We start from the raw sequence: 24,889 nt of genomic DNA, 5'->3' as shown, positions 1-24,889 counted from the left end.
ATCGCTTGCTGAAACACCAAGAAAACCCTTGCCGAGAGGGGGCCGTCCATACATGACGTGGACGGGCTAATGCCCATGCTCCGGCAGCGTCAGCCCAAACGTCTTCGTCAAATCCTCCACCTGCGCCGGCGACAGATACCGCGGGTTCAGCCCACGCAGCAGCAGATACAATTTCGCCGTCTCTTCCAGCTCCTCTACCGCGAACACCGCCGCTTCCAGCGTGTCACCCGACACCACCGGCCCGTGATTGGCGAGCAGCACAGACGAATATTTCCCGGCCAGTCCCTTGATCGCGTCGGCGACGGCCGGATCGCCGGGGCGATAGTAGGGAATCAGCGCGGTGTGCCCGCATTTCATCACGTAATAGGCCGTCATCGGCGGCAACGCGGCGCGGGGGTCGATCTCGGGCAGCATCGACAGCGCCACTGAGTGGGTCGAATGCAGATGCACGACCGCGCGTGCCGCATTGCGGCTCTGGTAGAGGGCGGTGTGCAGCGGCACTTCCTTGGTTGGCGCGTCGCCGGATACCAGCCGTCCATCGGGCCCGAGCCGCGACATTCGGGCCGGATCGAGAAAGCCGAGCGAGGCATTGGTCGGCGTCACCAGCCAGCCGCCGTCGTCGAGTTTCACGCTGATATTGCCGGAGGAGCCCGGCGTCAGCCCGCGCTCGAACAGCGAGCGGCCGAAGCGGCAGATTTCCTCGCGGAGCCTTGTTTCGCTCATGGACCGACCTCTTTTCCGCCTTGTCTCACGCTTTGGCAGCGCGGCCAAGCCGTGATACGCAAGGCCAAGCCGCCGGCCGAATGGCCGCTGAACAGAAACCATCGAGGAACCGCCGCATGCCAGAATCCGCCAAACCGCGCGTCGCCGTCGTCGGGCTGGGCTCGATGGGGTTTGGCATGGCGACCTCGCTGCGCCGTGCGGGGCTGGAGGTCACCGGGTGCGACGTCTCGGCTGACACGGTCAAGCGGTTCGTCGCCGATGGCGGCAAGGGCGCGGCGACGCCGGCGGACGCGGCAAAATCGGCCGACATCGTCGTCAGCGTCGTCGTCAACGCCGCCCAGACCGAGACCATCCTGTTTGGCCCTAACGGCGTTGCTGAAACGCTGGCCAAAGGCACGGTATTCATTTCCTCCGCCACCATGGACCCCGATGTCGCACGGCGTCTAGCCAAACAGTTGGAAGCAACCGGCCGGCACTACCTCGACGCGCCGATTTCCGGCGGCGCACAGCGCGCGGCGCAGGGCGAGCTCACCATCCTCGCATCCGGCAGTCCGGCCGCCTTTGCCAAAGCGCGGCCGGCGCTGGACGCGATGGCGGCAAAGCTCTACGAGCTCGGCGACGCCGCCGGCCAGGGCGCCGCGTTCAAGATGATCAACCAGTTGCTGGCCGGTGTGCACATCGCTGCCGCTTCCGAGGCGATCGCATTCGCTGCCAAGCAGGGCCTCGACATCCGAAAGGTCTACGAGGTGATCACGGCGTCCGCCGGCAATTCCTGGATGTTCGAGAACCGCATTCCGCACGTGCTCGACGGTGATTACGCGCCGCGCAGCGCGGTCGATATCTTCGTCAAGGATCTCGGCATCATCCAGGACATGGCACGCTCGGCGAAATTCCCGGTGCCGGTTTCGGCTGCGGCATTGCAGATGTTCCTGATGACGTCAGCCGCCGGCATGGGCCGCGACGATGACGCGTCGGTAGCGCGGATGTATGCAAAAGTCACCGGCACGCATCTGCCGGGCGAGCCGAAGTAAGAGCAAGATCAAGAAGGGGACCGTAGATGCCGCGCTTTGCCGCCAATCTCTCCATGATGTTCACCGAGGTCCCGTTCCTCGACCGCTTCGATGCGGCGGCAAGAGCGGGCTTCACCGCGGTCGAATTCCTGTTTCCCTACGACCATCCGGCCGAGGTTGTCGGCGAACGGCTTAAAAAGAACGGCCTGACGCAGGCGCTGTTCAATCTGCCACCGGGCAATTGGGACGCCGGCGAAAAAGGCTTTGCCGCGCTGCCGGAGCGCTTTGACGATCTCAAGCGAGGCCTGGAGACCGCACTGCCTTACGCGAAGGCGACCGGCGTCAAGCGGCTGCATCTGATGGCGGGCATCGCCGATCGCAGCAGCGCGAAGGCCGTCGAACAATTCTACAAGTCGGTGGCATGGGCAGCCGAGTTCTACGCGCCCCATGGGCTGGACGTCGTGATCGAGCCGATCAATCCGCGCAACGTGCCCGGCTATTTTCTCAACGATTTCGGCTTCGCGCGCGACCTGATCACCGAACTGAAGATTCCGAACCTGAAGCTGCAGTTCGACATCTATCACTGCCAGATCATCCACGGCGACGTCACCATGCGGCTGCGCGAAATGATGCCGATAACAGGCCATGTCCAGATCGCCAGCATTCCCTCACGCAACGAGCCCGACGGCGAAGAGCTGAACTATCCGTTCCTGTTCACCGAACTCGACCGGCTTGGCTATGGCGGCTTCGTCGGCTGCGAATACAACCCGCGCGGCAAGACCAACGATGGTCTCGGCTGGTTCAAGCCCTATGCCGGAGCAAAACCGTGAAACTGTCCCTTGGCTGTATTGCCGACGACTACACCGGCGCCTCCGATCTCGCCAACACGCTGACCCGTCAGGGCCTGCGCACGGTGCAGACCATCGGCGTGCCGCCGGACGATCTGGCGCTGCCGGAGGTCGATGCGGTCGTGATCTCGCTCAAGAGCCGCTCGATCGAGGCCGGCGTCGCGGTCGAGCGTTCGCGCGCAGCCGAAAAATGGCTGCGCGGCCGCGGCGCAGGTCACGTGCTGTTCAAGATCTGCTCGACCTTCGATTCCACCGACGTCGGCAATATCGGTCCGGTGATGGATGCGCTGCGCGCCGACTGCGGCGAGGCGATCGTGCTCGTGACGCCGGCTTTTCCGGAAACCGGCCGCACCGTCTATCAGGGCAACCTGTTCGTCGGCTCCGTGCCGCTGAACGAGAGCCCGCTGAAGGATCATCCGCTCAACCCGATGCGTGATTCCAATCTGGTGCGGGTACTGGCGCGCCAGAGCCGGACCCAGATCGGGCTGGTCGATCTCGCGACCCTCACGCGCGGTGCGGAGGCGGTTCGCGGACGCCTCGCCGACCTGGCGGGAAAGGGTATCGGCGCGGCCATCATCGACGCGGTCTTTGACCGCGATCTGGAAGCCATCGGCGACGTCGCGCTGCATCACCGCCTGTCCGTCGGTGCGTCCGGCATCGGCCTCGGTCTTGCGCGCGCGCTGGTCGCCTCCGGCAAGGTCAAAGCGGCGGCCGCGGGCGCGGTGTCCGGCGCACCGGTCGGCGGACCGGCTGCGTGTCTTGCGGGGAGCTGCTCGCAGGCGACGCTGGCGCAGATTGCCAATGCCGACAAGACCATGGCCGTGCTGCATCTCGATCCCGAGCAGATCATCGCGGGACCGGCAGAGGCGCGCCGGGCGCTGGCCTGGGCGAGCGACCGAATCAGCGATGGTCCAATCCTGATTGCCAGCAGCTCGACGCCGGACCAGGTGGCAGCTCTGCAATCTCGGCATGGCCGCGATGCAGCCGGACATGCCATCGAGCAGGCGATGGCCGATATCGCCGAAGGCCTGGTGCGCGCCGGCGTGCGGCGACTGGTGGTCGCCGGTGGTGAAACTTCGGGCGCCGTCGTCGATCGGCTGCGCATTCCGGGCTTTCTCGTCGGCGAAGAAATCGCTGCGGGCGTGCCGGTTTTGCGCGCGGTCGGCACCAAGGACGGCGCGATGCTGCTTGCGCTGAAGTCAGGCAATTTCGGCGGCACGGAATTTTTCTCCGATGCATTGAAGCTGATGCGCTGACCGCCTCAAGCCGACATTCATTTCCTGGTGAGAACTGTCGCGTAGGTATTTGTACGGACGCGAATTAACTCAACCTGAGGAAGCGTCGGGTTTGATATCCGCCAGGCATCCTTCCTTTCCAAATTCCGGGCCTTTTCCCAGACGGCGTCCCGCGCGCCCAAGAACCAAGAGATTCCACCCATGCTCGCCCGCTATTCGATCCGCACCAAGATCATCACCGTGGTCGCCTTCCTGCTCGTCGCGATGGCGGGCATGGGTCTGCTCGCGGTGAAGAACATGCGCGCCATCAACGCCAACACGGTCGATATCGCGACCAACTGGATGCCGAGTATCCGCGTGCTGGGCGACCTGCGCGCCGGCACCATCACCTACCGCAACGTGATCCGCGAGCACATGCTGTCCGAGACGTTGGAAGAGAAGCTGGCGATGGAAAAGACGCTCGCCACCGTCATCGAAAGTAACACCAAGATCCGCGCGGCGTACGAACCGCTGATTACCTCGGCGGAGGAACGTGCGCTGTACGCCGAATGGTCGAGGCTGTGGGACAAATACCGGAAAGGCACGCAGGAGGTCATGGAGCTGTCGCGCAAGGCGGCTGGGAATATCCCGACCGAGGCCCACGACCTGAATACCACGACCATCAACAAGATCAGCCTCGATGCCGACGCCGTCCTGAAGAAGAGCATCGACCTGAACAATGCCGGCGCGGACAAGGCGGCAAGGGAGGCGGCCGACAGTTATACCGCCGCTCTCATGATGCTTGCCCTGATCCTCTGCGCCGCCGTCATGATCGGCGTCGGCATCAGCGCTTATCTGGTTCGCGACGTCTCGATCGCCATTTCCTCCATCGTCACGCCGATGCAGGCGCTGGGTAAGGGCGATCTGAGTGCGGAGGTGCCGCATCAGGGCGAGAAAACCGAAATCGGCGCGATGGCCGATACCTTGCAGGTATTCAAGGAAGCGCTGATTGCGAAGAAAGCCGCCGACGAGGCTGCCGCCGCCGACGCCGAAGCCAAGATCGAGCGCGGCCGGCGGGTCGACGGCATCACCCGCAACTTCGAAAGCCTGATCGGCGAGATCGTGCAGACGGTATTCTCGGCTTCGACGCAACTCGAAGCGTCGGCCGGCACGCTGTCGGCGACCGCCGAGCGCTCGCAGACGTTGACCTCGGCCGTGGCCTCGGCTTCCGGCGAAGCCTCCGCCAACGTGCAGTCGGTGGCTTCGGCGACCGAAGAGCTTTCTTCCTCGGTGACCGAGATCGGCCGCCAGGTGCTGGCTTCGGCGCGGATGGCGACCGACGCAGTCGGTCAGGCCCGCGTCACCAACGACCGGGTCCGCGAATTGTCCAAGGCGGCGGGCCGGATCGGCGACGTCGTCGAACTCATCAACACAATCGCCGGCCAGACCAACCTGCTAGCGCTCAACGCCACCATCGAGGCGGCGCGCGCCGGTGAGGCCGGCCGCGGCTTTGCGGTCGTGGCGTCGGAGGTGAAGGCGCTGGCCGAACAGACGGCAAAAGCCACCGGCGAGATCAGCCAGCAAATTACCGGCATCCAGGGCGCGACCCAGGATTCTGTTAGCGCGATCAAGGAAATCAGCGGCACCATCGAAAGGCTGGCGGAGATCTCCTCGGCGATCGCGGCCGCCGTGGAAGAGCAGGGTGCCGCGACCCAGGAAATCTCCCGCAACGTGCAGCAGGCTGCCCGCGGCACCCATCAGGTCTCCACCAACATCACCGATGTGCAGCGCGGCGCCAGCGAAACCGGTGCGGCCTCCTCGCAGGTGCTGTCGGCGGCGCAGTCGCTCTCCGGCGATAGCCAGCGCCTCAGGCTCGAGGTCGGCAAGTTTCTGGAGTCGGTCCGGGCAGCCTGACAACGGGCCGACCGTCGACGAAGGGCCCGGCTCGCGGAAAGCGCGCCGGGCCTTTTCGCGTCAGGCGCGAGGATGGAGACCCCACAACCGGTCTGGATGTCCGAAATTTCACGCAAGCGGAAATTAACCGGTCCCCGCTACGCTGCGCCGCATCTTTTGGGATTCGCCCGCGAAGGTTGCCGGTTCCTTTGCGTCGTAAATTCCGCATCCGGAAAACTGATTCAGAAGAAATTGGGGTCGTCGACATGATCAAGCTCAACCGTATCGGATACAAACTGGGCTTGGCCGGGGCGGTCGGCGTCCTGCTGGCGATCGGCATGGTGGCCAACCAGATGGTCACCGAATCGAGGATCGAGGAAGCCAGCGAGCGCGCCGCCCGGTCGCAGCAAGTGGCCGACAACTCGCTCTCCGCCCATATCGATCTGCGCAAGATTCAGCTTGCCGCCGGCAATGTCAGGCTGGCGAGGACTTCCGCAGAGGTCGAGAAGACCGTTGCCGATTTGCAGCGCTACAAGGCGAGCGGGGCGAAGGAGTTAGAGGCGGCGCTGGCGATCGCGCAGCGGCCGGACGCCAGGGAGCGGCTGCAGAAGATCAAGACGTTGATGGATGGCTTTACCGCCGCCGTGGAAGATCTTGCCAAGGCGCAGATCACGCTGCTGGCGCAGATCGAGAAGCGCTCGGTCATCTCGGAAGAATGGACCAAGGCGGTCGATGCCCAGTTGAAGTTGCCGGCCATGGCGAAGCTGGACAACCGCCTCGAGATCGAGCGTTTGCTGTTTCAGGCCGATGGAAAGGTGAACGCGTTGCGGGCTGCCGCCTGGAAGCTCGGCGCCACCGGCGATGCCAACCTGGTCTCGGAGATGGCCAAGACCGAGGCCTCGCTGAAGGACGTGTTCAACAAGCTGCGCGGCGAGGCCGATGACCGGGAATTGCTGGTCGTGGTCAGCAACCTTTCCTCGACCGTCAAGCGCTTCCTGGCCGCCAATGAGGAAGCGGTAAAGACCGAGCAGGTCAAGAACGACATCATCGCCAACCGCACCGTCAAGGCCGCCGCAGATGTCGCCGACCTGATGGAAACAACCGTCGAGGCCGCGCAAAAGGATGCCAGGACCTCCAAAGACGAGGTCATGGCCGATACCGAGCGCGCCAACCACATCAACCTGATCATGGCGATCATCGTCGTCGCGTCGCTGATCGCCTCGGTGGCATTCTCCTTTCTCGGGGTCGCGCGTCCGATGACGCGGCTGAACGGTGCGCTGGGCGAGATGGCCGGCGGCAATCTCGACGTCGAGATTCCCGGCGCCGGCCGCGGCGACGAAATCGGCGACCTCGCCAAGACGGTGACGGTCATCCGCGAGAACGCCGAGCAGAAGGCGCGCGAGGAAGCCGAGGCAAAGGTCCAGCAGGACCAGGTCGCGGCGCAGCGGCGCAAGGCCGAGATGATCAAGCTCGCCGACGATTTCGAAGGTGCGGTCGGCGAAATCGTGGACACGGTGTCGTCGGCTTCGACCGAGCTCGAAGCCGCCGCCGGCACGCTGACCGCGACCGCCGAACGCGCCCAGGAGCTGACCACGATGGTGGCTGCGGCTTCCGAGGAAGCCTCCACCAATGTGCAGTCGGTGGCTTCCTCCACCGAGGAGATGGCGTCGTCGATCACTGAGATCGGCCGTCAAGTTCAGGAATCGGCGCGGATGGCCAATGAGGCCGTCGATCAGGCCCGCACCACCAATGACCGGGTCAGCGAATTGTCGAAGGCGGCAGCCCGCATCGGCGCGGTGGTCGAACTCATCAACACCATCGCCGAACAGACCAATTTGCTGGCGCTCAACGCCACCATCGAGGCCGCCCGTGCCGGCGACGCCGGCCGCGGCTTCGCCGTCGTGGCATCTGAGGTGAAGGCGCTGGCAGAGCAGACCTCGAAGGCGACCGGCGAGATCGGCCAGCAGATCACCGGCATTCAGGCCGCGACGGAGGAGTCCGTAGGTGCGATCCAGGCGATCAGCTCCACGATCGAGAAGCTGTCGGAAATATCCTCGACCATTGCGGCCGCGGTGGAAGAGCAGGGTGCCGCGACCCAGGAAATCTCCCGCAACGTGCAACAGGCGGCCCGCGGCACCCAGCAGGTCTCCGCCAACATCACCGACGTGCAACGCGGGGCCGGCGAGACCGGATCGGCCTCGACGCAGGTACTCTCTTCGGCCCAGTCGCTGTCGTCCGACTCCAACCGCCTCAAGCTCGAGGTTGGCAAGTTCCTGAATTCAGTGCGGGCGGCGTAGCAGCCGACACACCGTAGAGGCCTAGGAAGGCCCGCCCCCTCAACCAGGGGCGGGCCTTTTGCCGTTCGGAACCGGCAGATTCGCTGGCCGCGGGCCTGGTTAAAACCCCGTATATCTACTGAGTACAAAATTAACGGGTAGAAAGCGCCTGACATATACGATTCCGCGCAGTGGGGCTGACGATCACCGTCGTCGCGTGGGAGATCAAGCATGTTTGGAATGATAAGCCGGGCCAAGCCGACGGTTGGCCGAAAGGTCTATGCCCTCATCTGCCTGAGCTTTGCCGGGCTCCTCGGGATCGCCTTTCTCGATTCGCGCGAACTGGCATGGAGCTTGAACCAGCAGAAGCAGATCGAGCTGCGCCACCTCGGCGAACTAGCGCTCGGAATCGTCAAGGAAGAGCATGCCGCGGCGCAGAAGGGCGGTGTTTCGGACGCCGATGCGCAGAAGCGGGCGATGGCGCGGATTGCGGCGCTCAGGTACGGCAACAACGACTATTATTGGATCAACGACATGCATCCGAAGATGGTGATGCATCCGATCAGGCCGGAGATGAACGGCAACGATCTGTCGGCCTACAAGGATCCGAACGGCAAGCTGCTGTTTGTCGACTTCGTGAACACCGTCAAAAAGGACGGCTCGGGCTTCGTTCCCTACGAATGGCCCAAACCGGGCTTCGACAAGCCGCAGCCGAAATTATCCTATGTGGTCGGTTTTGCGCCGTGGAACTGGGTCATTGGCACGGGCGTCTATATCGACGACTTGACGGCGCAGACCTGGGCCTCGACCCAGCGTTCCCTGATCGTTGCCGGAGCGATCCTGCTGTTTACGCTCGTGGTGTCGATCTTCGTGGCGCGTAGCGTCACCGGTCCGTTGCAGCGGATGACGGTTGCGATGAACGATCTCGCCAGCGGCAACCTTGCCGTCGAGGTGCCCGGCATCGGGCGCGGCGACGAGGTTGGCGAGATGGCCAAGGCCGTCGAAGTGTTCAAGAGCAATGCCGTTGCCCGCCAGTCGCTGGAGGCCGAGCAGCACGCGGCCGAGACCCGCGCCGTGGCGAGCCGCAAGGCGGATATGAGCAAGATGGCCGACGATTTCGAGGAAGCAGTCGGCCGGATCGTCCAAGCCGTGTCGTCGGCATCCAGCCAACTCGAGGTGTCGGCGGGTACGCTCACGTCGACCGCGGAACGCGCGCAGGTACTTGCGACAACGGTTGCCTCGGCCTCCGAGGAAGCCTCGACCAACGTGCAGTCGGTGGCGTCGGCCACCGAAGAGATGGCGTCATCCGTCACCGAGATCAGCCGCCAGGTGCAGGAATCGGCACGGATGGCCACCGACGCCGTGGAGCAGGCGCGTACGACCAATGACCGCGTCAGCGAATTGTCGAAGGCGGCAACCCGCATCGGCGACGTTGTCGAGCTGATCAACACCATCGCGGGCCAGACCAACCTGCTTGCGCTCAACGCCACCATCGAGGCGGCGCGCGCCGGCGAGGCCGGCCGCGGCTTCGCGGTCGTGGCCTCCGAGGTAAAGGCACTGGCCGAGCAGACTGCAAAAGCCACCGGCGAAATCGGCCAACAGATCACCGGCATTCAGGCCGCTACCCAGGAATCCGTGAACGCGATCCAGGCGATCAGCGGCACCATCGAGAAGCTGTCGGAGATTTCGTCGACGATTGCGGCGGCGGTGGAAGAGCAGGGCGCCGCGACGCAGGAAATCTCCCGCAACGTGCAGCAGGCGGCCATGGGCACCCAGCAGGTGTCCTCCAACATTACCGACGTGCAGCGGGGCGCCAGCGAAACCGGATCGGCGTCCTCGCAGGTGCTTGCGGCGGCGCAGTCGCTGTCGGGCGACTCGAACCGCCTCAAGCTCGAGGTCGGCCGCTTCCTCGACTCCGTGCGGGCGGCCTGATCTCGCACCTAGCATTCGGTTCGAAGCCGGTTCCTGATGCCGGCTTCGCGGTCGCAGACGCTTCGAATCGGAAACGCGAACTGCCGGAAGCAGCCCGCTTTCGGCTGCAAGAGGAACGGGAGACATCCGTAGATCGCAAAATTGCGATTGCGGCGAGCGCCGATCAATCGCCTTGAGCGAAACTGGAGTAAATGTGGCGAACGAACTTCCGTAATCGGGAAAAAGTGGTAAGACGCAAAGGCATCGTGACGATTTGATGTCAAAAGGTCTGGTGCCAGAAGATCTGCCATGGATCGCTACCGATGGCTCGGATGACCGCCGCGTGTCGTTGCTTGACGAACTAGTTGAATCTGAATTCGTAAAGATTAGCCGATCTCTGGACGTCGATCGTTTCCGGAGCATCGAAGGACTGGGCGATGCCAAGAGCATTCCGATCGACGCCAAGGACTTCGACGCCGCTTTCGCCTCGTTGAAGCTGAAGTCTTGTTCGGTTCATCTGCAGCGAACGTTCCCGCGAATTCTGCAGATGCAGTATTCCACGACCGGCGCCATCATCGGCTTCACGATGGAAGATGCGGCTTCGTTGATTATCGACGGCGTCGAAGCCCGCGCGCCGGCCTTGCTCCTGGTCAAGGGTACCGCGACGTGTGAGATCGTGGAACAGCGGGCCAATCTGGTCGCGCTTTTGAATTTTGCTTCCATCGACGATCGCGGCTGGCCAGGCGATGCCGATAGCGCTCAATTGATCGCGACGCTGCCGGATAGATGCGAGGCACTCCGGGTGACGGTTCGCGATGTCCTGACGCTCGCTTCGCATTCGCCCGATAGCTTCGCGCAGCCGAACGTGATCGAGCACGTTGAAGAATCGATTCTGCAGGCGGTCGACCTGGCGATGGCTGCGGCATCGCCCACACCCGACGCCAAGCGCCTCAGCCTGAGCCATTATCTGGCGCTGGTCCGAAAGCTCGACGAGTTCGTCGCCGACAGCGCCGGCAAGACGTTGTACAGCGCCGACGTGGCGCGGCAGCTCGGAGTCTCGGTACGGACGCTGCATAACGCCGTGGTTGCCATTCGCGGCATGAGCATGCACCGCTACATGCGGCTGCGGCGGCTGTGGAATGTACGACAACAACTGGTGCGCGGCGCGTCGGTGCAGTCGGTGAAGGCGGTGGCGCTCGTGAACGGCTTCTGGCACATGGGCGAGTTCACCGCGCTGTATCGCGAGTTGTTTGGCGAAACACCGCAGCAGACGCTGTCGGCAGCGCGCAAGCAGACGAGCGAGCCGTCATGATGGCGATAAAGCGCGCCGCGCTTCCGTAGTACTACCAGTTCCCGGACCGTGCCGCCTTAGACGCTGGTTAACCATCGTATGAAAGCCTGACGGTCATGGGTGCCGCTCTGTGGCTATGCCGCCGCAGGAGCCTTTGGTTCGCAACGAACCGGCTCGTCCCAAATTGGCCCGGCACTTCTTCACCGTGATCCCGCCGTGCGGGAGACAACGGCAGTGCTGTGATTTCCCCGGGTCGTTTCATTTGAAAGACGCAAAGCCATGTCCCGCTCCATCCCGAACCTGTCGATCAGCGCCAAGCTCGGCATTGCCTCCGGCCTCGGCGTTCTGCTTGTTGGTGCGATGGTGATGATCCAGATGCGCGCCAACACCGCCATCCGCGATGCGGATGCTCGCAAGTCCGCACAGCAAACGATCGCCCGCGATGCGGTGGATGCGAAAGCTTCGATTCGCGGCATGCAGATCGGCGTGCGCGATCTCCGTCTCGTTAACAATCCGGCGGACATGCAAAAGGCCACCGAATATCTCGCCGCCCGGTTCAAATCCGTCAATCATTTTGCCGACGGGATGCTCAACCTCTCGTCGGCCGAAAATCGTGCCCGGATCGAAAACCTCAAGTCGAGATCGGCTGACTATGCCAAAAGCGCTCAGCAGATTGCTGCGGTTCGAGCTGAAGCGATTGCCGCCGCAGGCGGCGGGACTGATGCCGCAGCGAAAATTGCAAAGCTCAACGAGGAAGCGGTTCGCATCGCGCGTGAAACGACGCTGCCGATCGCAGCCGAACTCGAACAGCTCGCCAACCAGATCGCCGACTTGGCCAAGCGCGGCGTTGAAGAGGCCGCAGCCCAAGCAGCCCGAGGAATGGCCGCGGCCGAACGGGAATCCATGGCCGTCGGCATCGGCACCATCCTGTTGCTGATCGGAACCAGCATACTTTCGTTCTTCATGATTGCCCGCCCGATGCGCGCGCTGAGCGTGTCGATGGACGAGCTCGCCAGCGGCAATTTCGCGGTCGTGCTGCCGGGACTTGGCCGCAAGGACGAACTCGGCGCAGTCGCCGGCGCTGTCGAGAAATTCAAGGTCGTATCCGAGCAGAAGGCCCGCGACGAGGCGGAAGCCAAGATCAGGCAGGACCAGATCGCCGCCCAGCAGCGCAAGGCCGAAATGGTCCGCCTCGCGGATTCCTTCGAGACGGCGGTTGGCGAGATCGTCGAAACCGTATCCTCGGCTTCGACCGAACTGGAAGCTTCGGCCAAAACGCTGACCGCGACGGCCGAGCGCGCGCAGCAGGTGACGACCACGGTGGCTGCTGCTTCCGAGGAGGCGACCACCAACGTGCAGTCGGTTGCATCGGCGACCGAGGAACTGTCGTCTTCGGTCAACGAGATCAGCCGTCAGGTGCAGGAATCGGCGCGGATGGCGTGTGAAGCCGTCGACCAGGCGCGCGTCACCAACGATCGCGTCAGCGAATTGTCGAAGGCGGCAGCGCGCATCGGCGACGTGGTCGAACTCATCAACACCATTGCAGGCCAGACCAACCTGCTGGCGCTCAACGCGACCATCGAGGCGGCGCGCGCCGGTGAGGCCGGCCGCGGCTTTGCGGTGGTGGCGTCGGAAGTGAAGGCGCTCGCCGAACAGACCGCCAAGGCCACCGGCGAGATCAGCCAGCAGATATCAGGCATCCAGGGGGCTACTCTCGAATCCGTCGGCGCCATCAAGGAAATCAGCGGCACCATCGAACGGCTGGCCGAGATCGCCTCGACCATCGCCGCGGCGGTGGAAGAGCAGGGCGCGGCGACCCAGGAAATCTCCCGCAACGTGCAGCAGGCGGCCGACGGCACCCAGCAGGTTTCGGCCAACATCACCGACGTGCAGCGCGGAGCGAGCGAGACCGGCTCGGCTTCCGCGCAGGTGCTCTCGGCGGCACAGTCGCTCTCTGCCGACTCGAACCGCCTCAAGCTCGAGGTCGGCAAGTTCCTCGATACGGTGCGGGCGGCGTGAGGATCCCATCCTGCCGCGGACGCAGCGCACCACGCAGTAGAATTATCCCACCCGCCATTCCAGCACGCCATCACCCGCGGCAACGATATCGCCGACCGACCCCACCGGCATCCGGTCCATATTCAGTAGATGCTTGAGCGTCGCTGCGTCACCAGCGGGAATACGGGCCAGCGCCCGCGCATCCTGCTCGGTGCGCAGCATCACGACGCCGTGCTCGACCTCGCCCTTGCCCTTGTAGATCACGGTAAAACTCTCGATTTTGCCCTTGCCCGAGGCCTCGGTGACGAAGTCCGGCACCGGGCGCCGATGGCGGTCGGCCTCGGCCTGCACGCTCGTGTCCTGCGCGAGCGGCCACTTCGGCGCCTCGCGCGACAGCACCAGTCCGTGATGCTTGGTGACGAAGCCGCCCTGGCCGTAGAGCAGGCCGAGCTTGCCGCCTTCGCGCAGTTTCCGCACCATCGCGACAGCCGCGTGCGTCATATAGGTGTTGAGCGGCGCGCCGAAGAAGGTGAGGCCGCCGGTCACCGTCGGCTGCACGTCGGGGCCCAAGCCCAACGTCCGCCGCGCCATCTTGGGCACACAGGGAAAGCAGCTATAGAGCTCGATGGCGTCGAATTTCCTGCCGCCGCCTTCGACCAGGTCCATCACCGCCTTCAACACCGCGTTCTGCGGATGGCTTTCGTAAAACTGGTCGCGCACCAGGTAGTCGCGCGGCTCCTCCGCCGACGCGCCGCCGATCGGATAGACCAGCCGCTCCTCGGCCACGCCGGCCGCGCGCGCTTTCGCCAGGGAGGTCAGCAACACGGCCCCGCCCATGTTGACGGTCGGGTTGGCCACCATCAGTTTTGTATACGGCCAGGCGATCAATCGGTTTTCCGGCGTCGGCGTGATGATCTCTTCAGGCGCAAAACGCTTCTTCAGCCACGAATTTGGATTCTCGGCCGCCACTTTCGAATAGGTCGACCACAGCGCGCCGGATTCGGCGAGCGCCTCGCGCGGCGTCTGGCCCCAATGCGCTGACGTGGCGGATTCATAGAGCGGATAGACGGTGATGGGGCGGAACACCCCGAGCTTCACCGCCATCGGCTTCTGAAACGCCGCACCGCGCTTCGGCTCCTCGACGTCATGGGCGAACGGGGTCCATGGCAGGGCGATGCCGCCACGCTCGGCCTTGGTCGCCGTCGATTGGGCTTCCGCGCCGCAGACCACCGCCACGCTGCACTCGCCGCGCGCGATGCGCTTTGCGGCTTCGTGAATGTAGCGGATCGGGCTCTCGCCGCCGACCGGGCCGTAATAGCAATGCGCTGGCGCAGCACCAAGGTTTGCTGCGAGCTGCTTCTCGGGATCGCGATAGCGCCAGCTCAGGAAATTGACGACGTCAAGCGAGCCGAGCTCGCCGAGCAGTTTTGCGCCGCTATCGGCCTCCGCGCGCCGCACCGCCTGTTCGAGCAATGCCAGCGGTTCGAGGCCGGCGGCGATGTCCTTGGGCCGGTCGACGATTTCGCCGACGCCGACGATGACGGGAATGCGGTCTTCGGAAAGGGGGGAGTTCGACATTTCTTCTTGTTTCGCTTTCGATCGATCAATTCGTAGCTTGTTGTTCTGTCATTGCGAGGAGTGCAGCGACGAAGCAATCCATACCTCCACATCTTGCGCTATGGATTGCTTCGCTTCGCTCGCAATGACGGGGTGAGAGCCGTCACTCCTCCATCAGCATGTTCATATGCTCCACCGCGTCGGCAAAATCTTCCTTGAATTCCTGCACCACCGCACCGGCCGACTTCACGCTGTCGATCAGGCCGACACCCTGGCCGACGAAGTAGGTCACGAGATCGCGCGCCTGCACATTGCCGGCGGCGGCCGCGCGGTCGATCGAGTTGAAGGCGTCGCGGCTGATGATGCTTTGCAGCGGCATCGGCAAGGCGCCGGGGCTATCCGGTCCGCGGTCCCATGCATCGGTCCACACCGACCGCAATTGTCGTGCCGGCTTGCCGGTGCGGCCCTTGGAGCGGACGGCGTCGCGCGAGGATGCGGCGATCATCTTCTCGCGGAAAATTTCCGTGGTCTCCGATTCCACCGTCGCCAGCCACACCGAGCCGGTCCAGGCGCCGGCCGCACCCATCGCCATGCAGGCCGCCATCTGCTTACCTGTCATGATGCCGCCGGCGGCCAGCACCGGCACGTCGCGGACCGGCTTGATTGCCTTGATCACCTCGGGCACCAGCACCATGGTCGAGACTTCACCACAATGGCCGCCGGCCTCGGTGCCTTGCGCAACCAAAATATCGACGCCGGCAGCGATCTGCCTCAATGCATGTTCCTTCGAACCAACGAGCGCCGCCACCGGCACGCCATGCTTGCGGCCCATGTCGATCATCTGTTTCGGCGGCACGCCAAGCGCGTTCGCAATCAGCTTGATCGGATGGCGAAACGAGACCTCGAGCACGTCAAGCGCGCGCTGCGCGTCGAACGGCTGCGGCTGGCTGTCGGCGACATTGGTCGTCGTCAACTCGACGCCATATTTCTTCAGCAGGTTGCGCGTGAAATCGCGATGCTGCGGCGAGATCCGCGCCTCCAGGCTCTTCCAGGTGACGTCCTTTTCTCCCGCGGTCGAAATGTTTTCGGGGATCAGCACGTCGAGCCCGTAGGGCTTGCCATCGGTGTGATCGTCGATCCATTTCAATTCCTGCTCGATCGTCTCGGGCGAATGCGCGGTCGCTCCCAATACGCCAAACCCACCGGCGCGGCTGACGGCGGCAACGACGTCGCGGCAATGGCTGAAAGCGAGCAGGGGGAATTCAATTCCCAGCATGTCGCAGATTGGCGATTTCATGGTGACCTCCCGGCGGCAGCATTCCAGATTGCTGCTCGGCTTCCCGCGCGACGCTAGCCCATCGGAGGCTTGCATGCCAAGCGGTCTCACTCCTCCTCCTGAGGAGGGGCTTGCAATTCCATCTCGCAAAATATGCAGAGCACGGCCGCCGATTTGCGTCTTGCGCTTTGGCGCTATCGATAGAATGCTGCACGCAACCAACATAATTTTCAGGGAGCCCGCTTTCATGTCCGCCATGCCGTCCGCCACCGCCAAGTCGCCCGAGACCTATGACGTCGTTGTGGTCGGCGCGGGCTTTGCCGGCATGTACATGCTGCACCGCTTGCGCGGACAGGGGATGGCGGCGCGGGTCTACGAGCAGGGTTCGGGCGTCGGCGGCACCTGGTACTGGAACCGCTATCCCGGCGCGCGCTGCGACGTCGAGAGCATGCAGTATTCCTATTCGTTCTCGGAAGAGCTGCAGCAAGAGTGGGACTGGAGCGAGCGCTATGCACCGCAGCCGGAGATTTTGAAATACGCCAACCACGTCGCCGACCGCTTCGATCTGCGAAGGGACATCCAGTTCGACACCCGCATCGATCGTGCCGAGTTCAACGAGGCGACCTCCCTCTGGTCGGTAACGACTGCGGACGGCAAGACGGCATCAGCAAAATTCGTCGTGCTCGCCACCGGCTGCCTGTCGAACGCGCGGATGCCCGACATCAAGGGTCTCGATCGGTTCAAGGGCAAGATCTACCACACCGGCCACTGGCCGCATGAAGAAGTCAATTTCACCGGCCAGCGCGTCGGCGTCATCGGCACGGGATCGTCGGGAATTCAGTCGGTGCCGGTCATCGCCGAACAGGCCAGCCATCTGACGGTATTTCAACGCACCGCGAATTTCTCGATTCCTGCCCGCAATGCGCCGCTGACGGAACAAGAGCGGCAGAAATTCCGCGCCAACTATCCCGAGATCCGGCGCTTCGCGCGCGAGGTCGCGAAGAACGGCATCTACACCGAGATGCCCGACCGCGGCGCGCTCGATGACGGCGACAACGAGCGCCGCGCGAAGTACGAGGCGCGCTGGAATCACGGCGGGCTCACCTTCATGTCGGTCTACAACAATCTTGCGCTCGACAAGACCGCCAACGACACCGCTGCGAATTTCGTCCGCGAGAAGATCGCCGGCATCGTCAAGGACCCGGAAACGGCAAAACTATTGCAGCCGAACAACCATCCGATCGGCTCAAAACGCATTTGCATCGACACCGATTATTTCGCGACCTTCAACCGCCCAAACGTGACGCTGGTCGACATCAAGTCGAATCCGATCGAAGAGATCACCGAAAACGCCGTGCGCGTGGCCGGCAAAAGCTACGAAGTCGACGCTCTGGTGTTGGCGACCGGTTTTGACGCCATGACGGGATCGGTGGCGAAGATCGATATCAAGGGCCGCGACGGGCAGACGCTGAACCAGAAATGGGCGGCAGGTCCGCGCAGCTATCTCGGCCTGATGAGCGCGGGCTTTCCCAACCTCTTTATCGTCACCGGCCCCGGCAGCCCGTCGGTGCTGTCCAACATGATCGTGTCGATCGAGCAGCATGTCGACTGGATCACCGACTGTCTCGCTTACATGCGCGATCGCGGGCTCCACACGATGGAGGCCGCCACCGAAGCCGAGGACAAATGGGTTGCCCATGTCAACGAGGTCGCCTACGCCACGCTCTATCCGCAGGCCAATTCCTGGTACATGGGCGCCAACGTCCCCGGCAAGCCGCGCATCTTCATGCCCTATATCGGCGGCGTTGGCCCCTACCGGCAGATCTGCAACGACGTTGCCGCCAAAGGCTATGAGGGATTTGTGATGGAGCGGGCCGAGGCGCCACGCAAGCTGGCGGCGTCGTCGTAAGCGGCTGCCGTAAGGGTGGGCAAAGGCGCGTAAGCGCCGTCCCCACCGTCTCTCCGGTTTGATAGCGCCAATGGTGGGCACGCTTCGCTTTGCCCACCCTACATGTCAGCCTCGCAGCCGCCGCGTTAACACCTCAACAAACCGGTCGGCATCGGCTTCGTCATTATAGACGTGCGGCGACACACGCATGCGCCCGAGGCGCGTTGCGACATAGACGCCTTCGCTTGCCAGTCCTTCGACAAGGCCCGCCGGCATTCCGCCCTTGAAGGCGAGGCTCACCATATGCGGCGCCCGCAGATGAGGTTCGGGAACGTGGACGCCGATGCTGCGCACGGCTTGCGCGATCCGCTCCGTCAACATCGTGAGACGCTGCGCAATAGCCGGCGCTCCCCATCCGACCATCATCTCCATGCCGATCGAGGCCATCTCCATCGAGATGAAATGATCGCGCTCGCCCATGTCGAAGCGCCGCGCATCGCCAACGTAACTGACATCCGTGAAATAGACCGCGTTCTCGGCGCGCACGTTGCGACGGCCAGACGCGGTCTGCTCGAGCGGGATGCCGCCTTGATGGCGTTTTGCAACATAGAGAAAGGCGCGGCCGTAGGGCCCGAGCAGCCATTTGTAGGTCGGGAAGATCACAAAATCCGGGTCGAGACGCTTCACGTCGATCGTCAGCACGCCGGTGCTTTGCGTTGCGTCGACGAGAAAGGCAGCGCTTCGTTGCCGGAGTGCCGTGCCGACCTTGTCGACGTCGATCAACCCACCATCCGACCAGTGCACGGATGAGATCGAGGCCAGGCTGACCGGTGGTGCGCCGGATCGTTCGATCGCGGCAAGCACCGCCGACGTCCAATCGCCATCGTCGGGTTGCCGAACCGTCTCGACGGCGAACCCTTCCGCCTCGGCCCGCGTATGCCATTCGAGCACCGGCGAGGAGTGGTCGTTCTCCAGCACGATCACGCGCGTGCCGCGGGCGATCGGCAGCAGCTTCGCGGCGGTCGCGACGCCGTAACTGACCGAGGGAATCAGCGCGATATCGGCGGCCTCGGCATTGATCAGCCGGGCGGCGGCAAGGCGCGCGCGTTCATGCTGTTGGTTGGCAAAGGAGGCCTCGATCGTCCACGGCGTGCCCTTGCGGAGAACCGCGGCGCGGCCGGCCTCCAGCGTTCGAAGCGGCAGCGGGCTGTAGGAGGCAGCATTCAGATAGCAGATCTGGCGCGGTATCTCGAACAAGGCGCGCTGTGATGGGAGCATTTGGATGGTCTCTTTGCTGGCGGCACATCCATTATGGCCGATCTCGACTACGCCAGCCACAGGAGCATTGCTCCGAGTACACTTGCCAACTGGCGGGAGATTTTCAGCGCAATGGTGAGCCCTTGCTCTACACTTGCTTCGCAGCATGGCGCATTCCTCCCCTGAGTTTTGCGCGCTTTTTGTTTGGTTGCAGTGCTGATACGAAACCTTACATGGATTGTGGCGGCCGCCGCGCCAGATCACGCAATCGCGAGACGGCTCGAAGGAGCCTGGAGCCAAACCAATGACCGACGCCCCCGTTAACGATTCCGCCGAATACGTCCCGCCGAAAGTCTGGACCTGGAACAAGGAAAGCGGCGGCCGGTTCGCCGCGATCAATCGCCCGATCGCAGGCCCTACGCATGAGGCGGAGCTGCCGGTCGGCCGCCATCCGTTCCAGCTCTACTCGTTGGCTACTCCCAACGGCGTCAAGGTCACCGTGATGTTCGAGGAACTGCTTGCGGCCGGCCACAGCGGTGCGGAGTACGACGCCTGGCTGATCAAGATCGACGGCAATCAGTTCGGCAGCGGCTTTGTCGCTGTTAATCCGAATTCGAAGATCCCCGCACTGATGGATCGCAGCGGACCGACGCCGATCCGGGTGTTTGAGTCCGGTGCGATCCTGATGCATCTCGCCGAAAAGTTCGGTGCATTTTTGCCGACCAGCGGGCCGGCGCGGGCCGAATGCCTGTCGTGGCTGTTCTGGCAGATGGGCAGCGCGCCGTTTCTCGGCGGCGGCTTTGGCCATTTTTACGCCTACGCGCCGACCAAGATCGAATACGCCATCGACCGCTACGCCATGGAGGTGAAGCGCCAGCTCGACGTGCTCAATCGGCGTTTGGCCGATAACGAATATCTGGCAGGGAACGAATACACGATCGCCGATATGGCGACTTGGCCGTGGTACGGCGCGTTGGCCAAGGGCCTGGTCTACGGCGCCGGCGAATTCCTCTCGGTGCACGAATACAAGAACGTGCAGCGCTGGACCGACGCGATCGCCAAGCGCCCGGCGGTGAAGCGCGGGCGCATGGTCAACCGCATCTCCGGCGATCCGGCAAGCCAGTTGCACGAGCGGCACGATGCCAGCGATTTCGAGACCAGGACGCAGGACAAGATCGGCGAGCCGCCGCAAGAATGAGGCGAGGGGGAACGCGATGAGCTTTTTCGAAAAGGGCGCCGTCCGCATCCATTATGAGGAGGCCGGCTCCGGCTTCCCGCTGCTCCTGATCGCCGGCGGTGGATTGAATTCGAACATCTCGGGCATCACCGGCGACTATCCGCCCTTCAATGCCATCAAGGAGTTCGGCAACGAGTATCGCTGCGTCGCCTACGACCTGCGCAACGCGCTGCCCGGCCAATCCACCGGCCCGCTCGAGATCGAGCGCCCCTGGGATTCCCACACCGACGACCAACTCGCTCTGATGGATCACCTCGGTTTTGAAAAATTCATGGTGCTTGGGTTCTGCATCGGCGGCCCCTTGATCTGGAATCTGATCAAGCGCGCGCCGGATCGTGTCGTCGCCGCCGTATTGGTGATGCCGTCAGGCTCGCGTCCCGAAATGCGCGACCTGTTTTACAATAACAACATGACCGGCTGGGCGCCGGAACTGACAAGAAGCCGGCCCGACATCACGATGGAGCAGGCCGAAAAATTCCTGACCCGGATGTATCGCACTGATCCCGATTTCGTCTTCACCGTGACGCGCGATTTCGTCCGCCAATGCCAGACGCCAATGCTGATCCTGCCCGACGACATCCCGGCGCATCCTTATGCGGTCGCGATGGAGAGCGCGATGCTGGCGCCGAACGCGGAAGTCAGCCTGTTTCCGTGGAAGGAGCCGAAAGAGCGGGTGCCGCTCGCGGTGCGGCAGATCCGGTCATTCCTGCGTGCGCATCGGCCGGTGTCTAATTCGTAGTAGCCTGTAGGATGGGTGGAGCGAAGCGATACCCATCAATACCGTTCGTGATGCTGATGGGTATCGCTTCGCTCCACCCATCCTACTTCTAGACTGCTGTCTTCGCCCCTTCCGCCGGCGGAAACACCACGCGGTCGTCGGTCCGGCAGTAACGATCCGCGAACATGCGGCCGATCGGGTGATAGCGCTCCATGTGCACGCGCATCGCGGCGTGGTCCCATAATTCGTCGCGGATATGGAAGTGGATGCCTTCGCCCATCACCAACAGCCGGTCGCCATTGACGTCGATCTCCTTCCAGGTCTTGCACTCCATCGCAAACGGCGCATCCGCCAGCCGCGGTACGGTGATTTTGGTCGAGGGCGCCAGTTTGAGATCGAGATAGTCCGGCTCGCCGACCTCGGGCGGAAAGTCGCCGCTGCTTTCATGCATTGCCCGCGCCAACGGCTCGTCGGTCATGTTGACGACGAACTCGGCCGTTCGGCGGATGTTGATTACGGTATCCTTGACGCGGCCGTCGGGCCGCAGATTGGCGGCGAACATGCAGAGCGGCGGATCCTCGCAGAACACGTTGAAGAAGCTGAACGGCGCCGCGTTGACCACGCCGGTCGGACCGATCGTCGTCACCCAGGCGATCGGCCGCGGCAGCACGAAGGAGGTGAGCACCTTGTAGCGCTCGCGGGGTTTCAGGTCGCTGGGGGCGTATTGCATGAGGGAGAACTCGCGGTAGGAAGAACAAAGCGGGCCCAACTTCTCCGTCATTGCGAGCGAAGCGAAGCAATCCATAGCACCGCATGTGGTGGCATGGATTGCTTCGTCGCTTCGCTCCTCGCAATGACGGTTTCTTGGGGAATAATCCCTAAGGCATGCTCAGTTCATGCCTTCCGACCACCATCCAGTGCACCTCGTCCGGACCATCGGCGAAGCGGAGGTGGCGGACGTCCTGGTACATCTCGCCGAGCGGGCTCCACTGCGAAATGCCGGTGGCGCCGTGCATCTGGATCGCCTGGTCGATGATCTTGCAGGTGCGCTCAGGCACCATGGCCTTGACCATGCTGACCCAGATCCGCGCCTCCTTGTTGCCGAGCACGTCCATCGCTTTCGCAGCTTTCAGCACCATCAGCCGCATCGCCTCGATCTCGCAGCGCGCCTGGGCAATGATCTGCAAGTTTCCGCCGAGATGGGCGATCTTCTTGCCGAAGGCTTCGCGGGTGAGCCCGCGCGACACCATCAGGTCGAGCGCCTTTTCCGCCTTGCCAATGGTGCGCATGCAGTGATGGATGCGCCCCGGTCCGAGGCGAACCTGCGAGATTTCAAAGCCGCGGCCTTCGCCGAGCAAAATGTTCTCCTTCGGCACCCGGCAATTGTTGAAGCGCAGATGCATGTGGCCGCGCGGCGCGTGGTCGTGCCCGAACACGTGCATCGGGCCCAAAATCTCGACGCCGGGAGTGTCGATCGGCACCAGGATCTGCGACTGCTGCTTGCTCGGCGGCGCATCGGGATTGGTCTTCACCATCACGATCATGATCTTGCAGCGCGGATCGCCGGCGCCGGAGATGTAATACTTCTCGCCGTTGATCACCCATTCGTCGCCGACGAGTTTTGCCGTGGTGGAGATATTCTTGGCGTCGGAGGAGGCAACGTTTGGTTCGGTCATCGCGTAGGCCGAGCGGATTTCGCCTGCCAGCAGCGGCTTCAGCCACTTCTCCTTTTGCTCTTTGGTGCCGACGCGCTCCAGCACCTCCATGTTGCCGGTATCGGGCGCCGAGCAGTTCATGGTCTCCGACGCCAGCGGATTCTTCGCCAGTTCAACCGCGATATAGGCGTAGTCGAGATTCTTCAGGCCTTCGCCGGTCTCGGCATCAGGCAAAAAGAAATTCCACAGGCCTTCTTCCTTGGCCTTGTCCTTGGCCTTCTGCAGCACCGCCAGTTGCTCCGGCGTAAAGCTCCAGCGGTCCTTCTTGCCCTCGCCGAGCCGCATGAACTCGACCGACATCGGATCGACGGTCTCGCGGATGAATTTTTTGACGTGCTCGTACAGCGGACGAACCTCGTCCGACATGCGCAAATCGTTGAGTTCTTCGGCCGGGTTGAGATTGTAGGTCGTCGTCCGCGGGATGTAGGCGTGTTTCATGGATTGTTCCTCCCATTGCGCAGACCATTCATCTGCGGGCGCGCGCTCGGCTCGTTGGCCGGCAATGTAGACGGGAGGAGAGGGCTTGCACAAGCGCGTGCGGGGCGGCGACGATTTTCCGCCTCATGGCAAGCGCGTAGTGCGTAGGATGGGTGGAGCCAACGGGGCCGGTCAACGGCGGACCCGTTTGCCCTACCCCATCCGACAATTCATTTGCGTCTGGCGCGCCGATTGAACGCGCTGAGCACGGCGAGCGTCATCGCGGTGACGCCGGTTTCGATGGTCGGCCTCGGCACCGGCGCGAACAGCGGCGAATGATTTGACGGTATCGGCGGGCCAGTGCCGTTGCGTGCCGCGAGGATACGTTCCTGGTCATAGACGCCGATGTTGAACATCATCGACGGTACGCCCGCGCCGGCGAATTCAGAGAAATCCTCGCTGGCGGTCCCCGGCGGTGAAATCTTGAACTTATCGCCGAATGCCGCCTTCAGCACGTCTGCGGTGGCCGCGACCACATCCGGATCGTTCATGACGGGCTTGGTACCCTCGACGATCTTGATATCGGGAGCGGGAGCGTCCGACATCGCCGCGGCTGCCTTTGCCGTTCGTTCGATCCCGGCATGTAGTTTGGCGCGAACCTCGGGCTTGTAGGAGCGAATGGTGCCGGAGAGCCGTACTGAGTCAGGGATGATATTGGGAGCGGTGCCACCGTGAATGGCTCCGATGGTCACGACGCCGAATTCAGTTGGATCCTTCTCGCGGCTGATCACAGTTTGTACGTCGACGATGAACCGCGCCGCAATCGCAACGGGATCGACGGTCGTGTGCGGCGCCGAACCGTGACCGCCGCGGCCGTGGAATGTTATATCGAGGCCGTCGGCGGCGGACGAGCCTACTCCTGTGCGATAGAAGCCCGTGCCATGAGAGAACGGACCGGCATGCAGGGCGAGGGCGATATCGGGTTTGGCAAAGCGCGTAAACAGGCCATCCGCCAGCATGGCCTTGGCGCCCGCCACGATTTCTTCCGCCGGTTGAGCGATGAACATCAGCGTGCCGCGCCAATGCTCTTTCAGGCCAAGCAGCGTCTTCGCCGTCCCGACCCAGCTCGCCATGTGGATGTCGTGGCCGCAGCTATGGGCGACGAATACCTCCCGCCCGTTCCAGCTGGCCTTGTCGCGGCTCGCATAGTCGAGGCCGGTCTTCTCCTCCATCGGCAGCGCATCGAGCTCGGTGCGTACCATGATGGTGGGGCCGTCGCCGTTTCGGTAAATGGCGACCAATCCGGTCTTGCCGACCTTCTCGGTGACCTCGAAGCCGAGCGCGCGCATTTCCGCGGCGAGCCTCGCGGCGGTTCTTACCTCCTGAAACGCAAGTTCAGGATGGGCGTGGATTTCCTTGTAGAGCGCGTCGAGCTTCGGATAGTCGCTTGCGAGCGAGGCTTCGATCGCCTTCTGCAGGGTGACGACATCGAGCTCGGCGTGGGCGGGCAGCGTGATAGTTGCGAATAGCGCGGCGGACGCCGCCAATGAGATGGCAGATCGCTTCATGGCCGGACGCTCCTTCGATTGTGCCGCAACCCGTGCTGCGTAGAGCCTGTGAACCATTTGGGTTTTGCGGGTAGTCGGAGCCGAGACAACGG

The 24,889-nt window shown here is 63.3% G+C and carries 18 protein-coding genes; 11 read left to right on the top strand and 7 right to left on the bottom strand.

Annotated elements, in window-relative coordinates; all coding sequences use genetic code 11:
- Positions 1-66: 66 nt before the first annotated feature.
- Complete coding sequence (gene otnC / locus CQ13_RS34020) at positions 67-723, bottom strand: 3-oxo-tetronate 4-phosphate decarboxylase (RefSeq protein WP_057847167.1); 657 nt, start codon at positions 721-723, stop codon at positions 67-69.
- 80 nt (positions 724-803) lie between these two features.
- Between otnC and ltnD the strand changes: the two genes are divergently transcribed.
- From ltnD to CQ13_RS33980, 8 genes are all read left to right on the top strand, one after another.
- Complete coding sequence (gene ltnD / locus CQ13_RS34015; RefSeq protein ID WP_156434070.1) at positions 804-1,754, top strand: L-threonate dehydrogenase; 951 nt, start codon at positions 804-806, stop codon at positions 1,752-1,754.
- A gap of 26 nt (positions 1,755-1,780) precedes the next feature.
- On the top strand, positions 1,781-2,563 hold the full coding sequence (gene otnI / locus CQ13_RS34010) for a 2-oxo-tetronate isomerase (RefSeq protein WP_057847165.1): 783 nt from the start codon (positions 1,781-1,783) through the stop codon (positions 2,561-2,563).
- Entirely contained in the window at positions 2,560-3,837 is a 1,278-nt protein-coding gene (otnK, locus tag CQ13_RS34005; RefSeq protein WP_057847164.1) for a 3-oxo-tetronate kinase, read from the top strand. Before otnI ends, otnK begins: the two co-directional genes overlap by 4 nt.
- 180 nt (positions 3,838-4,017) lie before the next feature.
- A complete protein-coding gene (locus CQ13_RS34000; RefSeq protein WP_057847163.1) occupies positions 4,018-5,709 on the top strand; it encodes a methyl-accepting chemotaxis protein in 1,692 nt (563 codons plus the stop codon).
- Positions 5,710-5,957: 248 nt separating this feature from the next.
- Positions 5,958-7,985 (top strand): methyl-accepting chemotaxis protein, encoded by a 2,028-nt coding sequence (locus tag CQ13_RS33995; RefSeq protein WP_057847170.1) that lies wholly within the window; start codon positions 5,958-5,960, stop codon positions 7,983-7,985.
- A gap of 210 nt (positions 7,986-8,195) precedes the next feature.
- Positions 8,196-9,896, top strand: coding sequence for a methyl-accepting chemotaxis protein (locus CQ13_RS33990; protein ID WP_057847162.1), 1,701 nt, complete (start codon positions 8,196-8,198; stop codon positions 9,894-9,896).
- 256 nt (positions 9,897-10,152) lie between these two features.
- Positions 10,153-11,187, top strand: a complete 1,035-nt coding sequence (locus CQ13_RS33985) for a helix-turn-helix domain-containing protein (RefSeq protein ID WP_057847161.1) — start codon at positions 10,153-10,155, stop codon at positions 11,185-11,187.
- A 258-nt stretch (positions 11,188-11,445) separates the two neighbouring features.
- Positions 11,446-13,185 (top strand): methyl-accepting chemotaxis protein, encoded by a 1,740-nt coding sequence (locus tag CQ13_RS33980; protein WP_057847160.1) that lies wholly within the window; start codon positions 11,446-11,448, stop codon positions 13,183-13,185.
- Between the two features lie 42 nt (positions 13,186-13,227).
- Here the strand turns inward: CQ13_RS33980 and CQ13_RS33975 are convergent, their stop codons facing one another.
- Together CQ13_RS33975 and CQ13_RS33970 are read right to left on the bottom strand one after the other, a co-directional pair.
- The gene (locus tag CQ13_RS33975) at positions 13,228-14,742 is read right to left on the bottom strand and encodes an acetyl-CoA acetyltransferase (protein WP_057847159.1); all 1,515 of its coding nucleotides are present in this window, start codon (positions 14,740-14,742) and stop codon (positions 13,228-13,230) included.
- A gap of 142 nt (positions 14,743-14,884) precedes the next feature.
- Positions 14,885-16,018, bottom strand: a complete 1,134-nt coding sequence (locus CQ13_RS33970) for a nitronate monooxygenase (protein WP_057847158.1) — start codon at positions 16,016-16,018, stop codon at positions 14,885-14,887.
- A gap of 226 nt (positions 16,019-16,244) precedes the next feature.
- Between CQ13_RS33970 and CQ13_RS33965 the strand changes: the two genes are divergently transcribed.
- The gene (locus tag CQ13_RS33965; protein ID WP_057847169.1) at positions 16,245-17,906 is read left to right on the top strand and encodes a flavin-containing monooxygenase; all 1,662 of its coding nucleotides are present in this window, start codon (positions 16,245-16,247) and stop codon (positions 17,904-17,906) included.
- Between the two features lie 105 nt (positions 17,907-18,011).
- On the opposite strand, the gene CQ13_RS33960 is transcribed toward CQ13_RS33965, so the two are convergent.
- Positions 18,012-19,310, bottom strand: coding sequence for an aminotransferase class V-fold PLP-dependent enzyme (locus tag CQ13_RS33960; protein ID WP_082637808.1), 1,299 nt, complete (start codon positions 19,308-19,310; stop codon positions 18,012-18,014).
- 136 nt (positions 19,311-19,446) lie between these two features.
- Here CQ13_RS33960 and yghU point away from each other — a divergent pair, with 136 nt between their 5' ends.
- On the top strand, positions 19,447-20,340 hold the full coding sequence (gene yghU, locus CQ13_RS33955; protein WP_057847156.1) for a glutathione-dependent disulfide-bond oxidoreductase: 894 nt from the start codon (positions 19,447-19,449) through the stop codon (positions 20,338-20,340).
- A gap of 16 nt (positions 20,341-20,356) precedes the next feature.
- Positions 20,357-21,118, top strand: a complete 762-nt coding sequence (locus CQ13_RS33950) for an alpha/beta fold hydrolase (protein WP_057847155.1) — start codon at positions 20,357-20,359, stop codon at positions 21,116-21,118.
- 88 nt (positions 21,119-21,206) lie between these two features.
- Here CQ13_RS33950 and CQ13_RS33945 read toward each other — a convergent pair whose 3' ends face one another.
- From CQ13_RS33945 to CQ13_RS33935, 3 genes are all read right to left on the bottom strand, one after another.
- Positions 21,207-21,827, bottom strand: a complete 621-nt coding sequence (locus CQ13_RS33945; protein WP_057847168.1) for a flavin reductase family protein — start codon at positions 21,825-21,827, stop codon at positions 21,207-21,209.
- A gap of 148 nt (positions 21,828-21,975) precedes the next feature.
- Entirely contained in the window at positions 21,976-23,250 is a 1,275-nt protein-coding gene (locus CQ13_RS33940; RefSeq protein ID WP_057847154.1) for an acyl-CoA dehydrogenase family protein, read from the bottom strand.
- 209 nt (positions 23,251-23,459) lie between these two features.
- On the bottom strand, positions 23,460-24,797 hold the full coding sequence (locus CQ13_RS33935; protein WP_057847153.1) for an amidohydrolase: 1,338 nt from the start codon (positions 24,795-24,797) through the stop codon (positions 23,460-23,462).
- Positions 24,798-24,889: the final 92 nt, after the last annotated feature.

Origin of the sequence: Bradyrhizobium retamae (assembly GCF_001440415.1) — a bacterium.
GTDB lineage: Bacteria > Pseudomonadota > Alphaproteobacteria > Rhizobiales > Xanthobacteraceae > Bradyrhizobium > Bradyrhizobium retamae.
This window is presented reverse-complemented; position numbering and strand designations above follow the sequence as displayed.

What these genes read in the sequence shown, in the direction of transcription:
- otnC (WP_057847167.1), bottom strand. Translation starts at nt 723, where the DNA reads ATGAGCGAAACAAGGCTCCGCGAGGAAATCTGCCGCTTCGGCCGCTCG.
- ltnD (WP_156434070.1), top strand. Translation starts at nt 804, where the DNA reads ATGGCCGCTGAACAGAAACCATCGAGGAACCGCCGCATGCCAGAATCC.
- otnI (WP_057847165.1), top strand. Translation starts at nt 1,781, where the DNA reads ATGCCGCGCTTTGCCGCCAATCTCTCCATGATGTTCACCGAGGTCCCG.
- CQ13_RS34000 (WP_057847163.1), top strand. Translation starts at nt 4,018, where the DNA reads ATGCTCGCCCGCTATTCGATCCGCACCAAGATCATCACCGTGGTCGCC.
- CQ13_RS33990 (WP_057847162.1), top strand. Translation starts at nt 8,196, where the DNA reads ATGTTTGGAATGATAAGCCGGGCCAAGCCGACGGTTGGCCGAAAGGTC.
- CQ13_RS33985 (WP_057847161.1), top strand. Translation starts at nt 10,153, where the DNA reads ATGTCAAAAGGTCTGGTGCCAGAAGATCTGCCATGGATCGCTACCGAT.
- CQ13_RS33980 (WP_057847160.1), top strand. Translation starts at nt 11,446, where the DNA reads ATGTCCCGCTCCATCCCGAACCTGTCGATCAGCGCCAAGCTCGGCATT.
- CQ13_RS33975 (WP_057847159.1), bottom strand. Translation starts at nt 14,742, where the DNA reads ATGTCGAACTCCCCCCTTTCCGAAGACCGCATTCCCGTCATCGTCGGC.
- CQ13_RS33970 (WP_057847158.1), bottom strand. Translation starts at nt 16,018, where the DNA reads ATGAAATCGCCAATCTGCGACATGCTGGGAATTGAATTCCCCCTGCTC.
- CQ13_RS33965 (WP_057847169.1), top strand. Translation starts at nt 16,245, where the DNA reads ATGTCCGCCATGCCGTCCGCCACCGCCAAGTCGCCCGAGACCTATGAC.
- CQ13_RS33960 (WP_082637808.1), bottom strand. Translation starts at nt 19,310, where the DNA reads ATGCTGCGAAGCAAGTGTAGAGCAAGGGCTCACCATTGCGCTGAAAAT.
- yghU (WP_057847156.1), top strand. Translation starts at nt 19,447, where the DNA reads ATGACCGACGCCCCCGTTAACGATTCCGCCGAATACGTCCCGCCGAAA.
- CQ13_RS33950 (WP_057847155.1), top strand. Translation starts at nt 20,357, where the DNA reads ATGAGCTTTTTCGAAAAGGGCGCCGTCCGCATCCATTATGAGGAGGCC.
- CQ13_RS33945 (WP_057847168.1), bottom strand. Translation starts at nt 21,827, where the DNA reads ATGCAATACGCCCCCAGCGACCTGAAACCCCGCGAGCGCTACAAGGTG.
- CQ13_RS33940 (WP_057847154.1), bottom strand. Translation starts at nt 23,250, where the DNA reads ATGAAACACGCCTACATCCCGCGGACGACGACCTACAATCTCAACCCG.
- CQ13_RS33935 (WP_057847153.1), bottom strand. Translation starts at nt 24,797, where the DNA reads ATGAAGCGATCTGCCATCTCATTGGCGGCGTCCGCCGCGCTATTCGCA.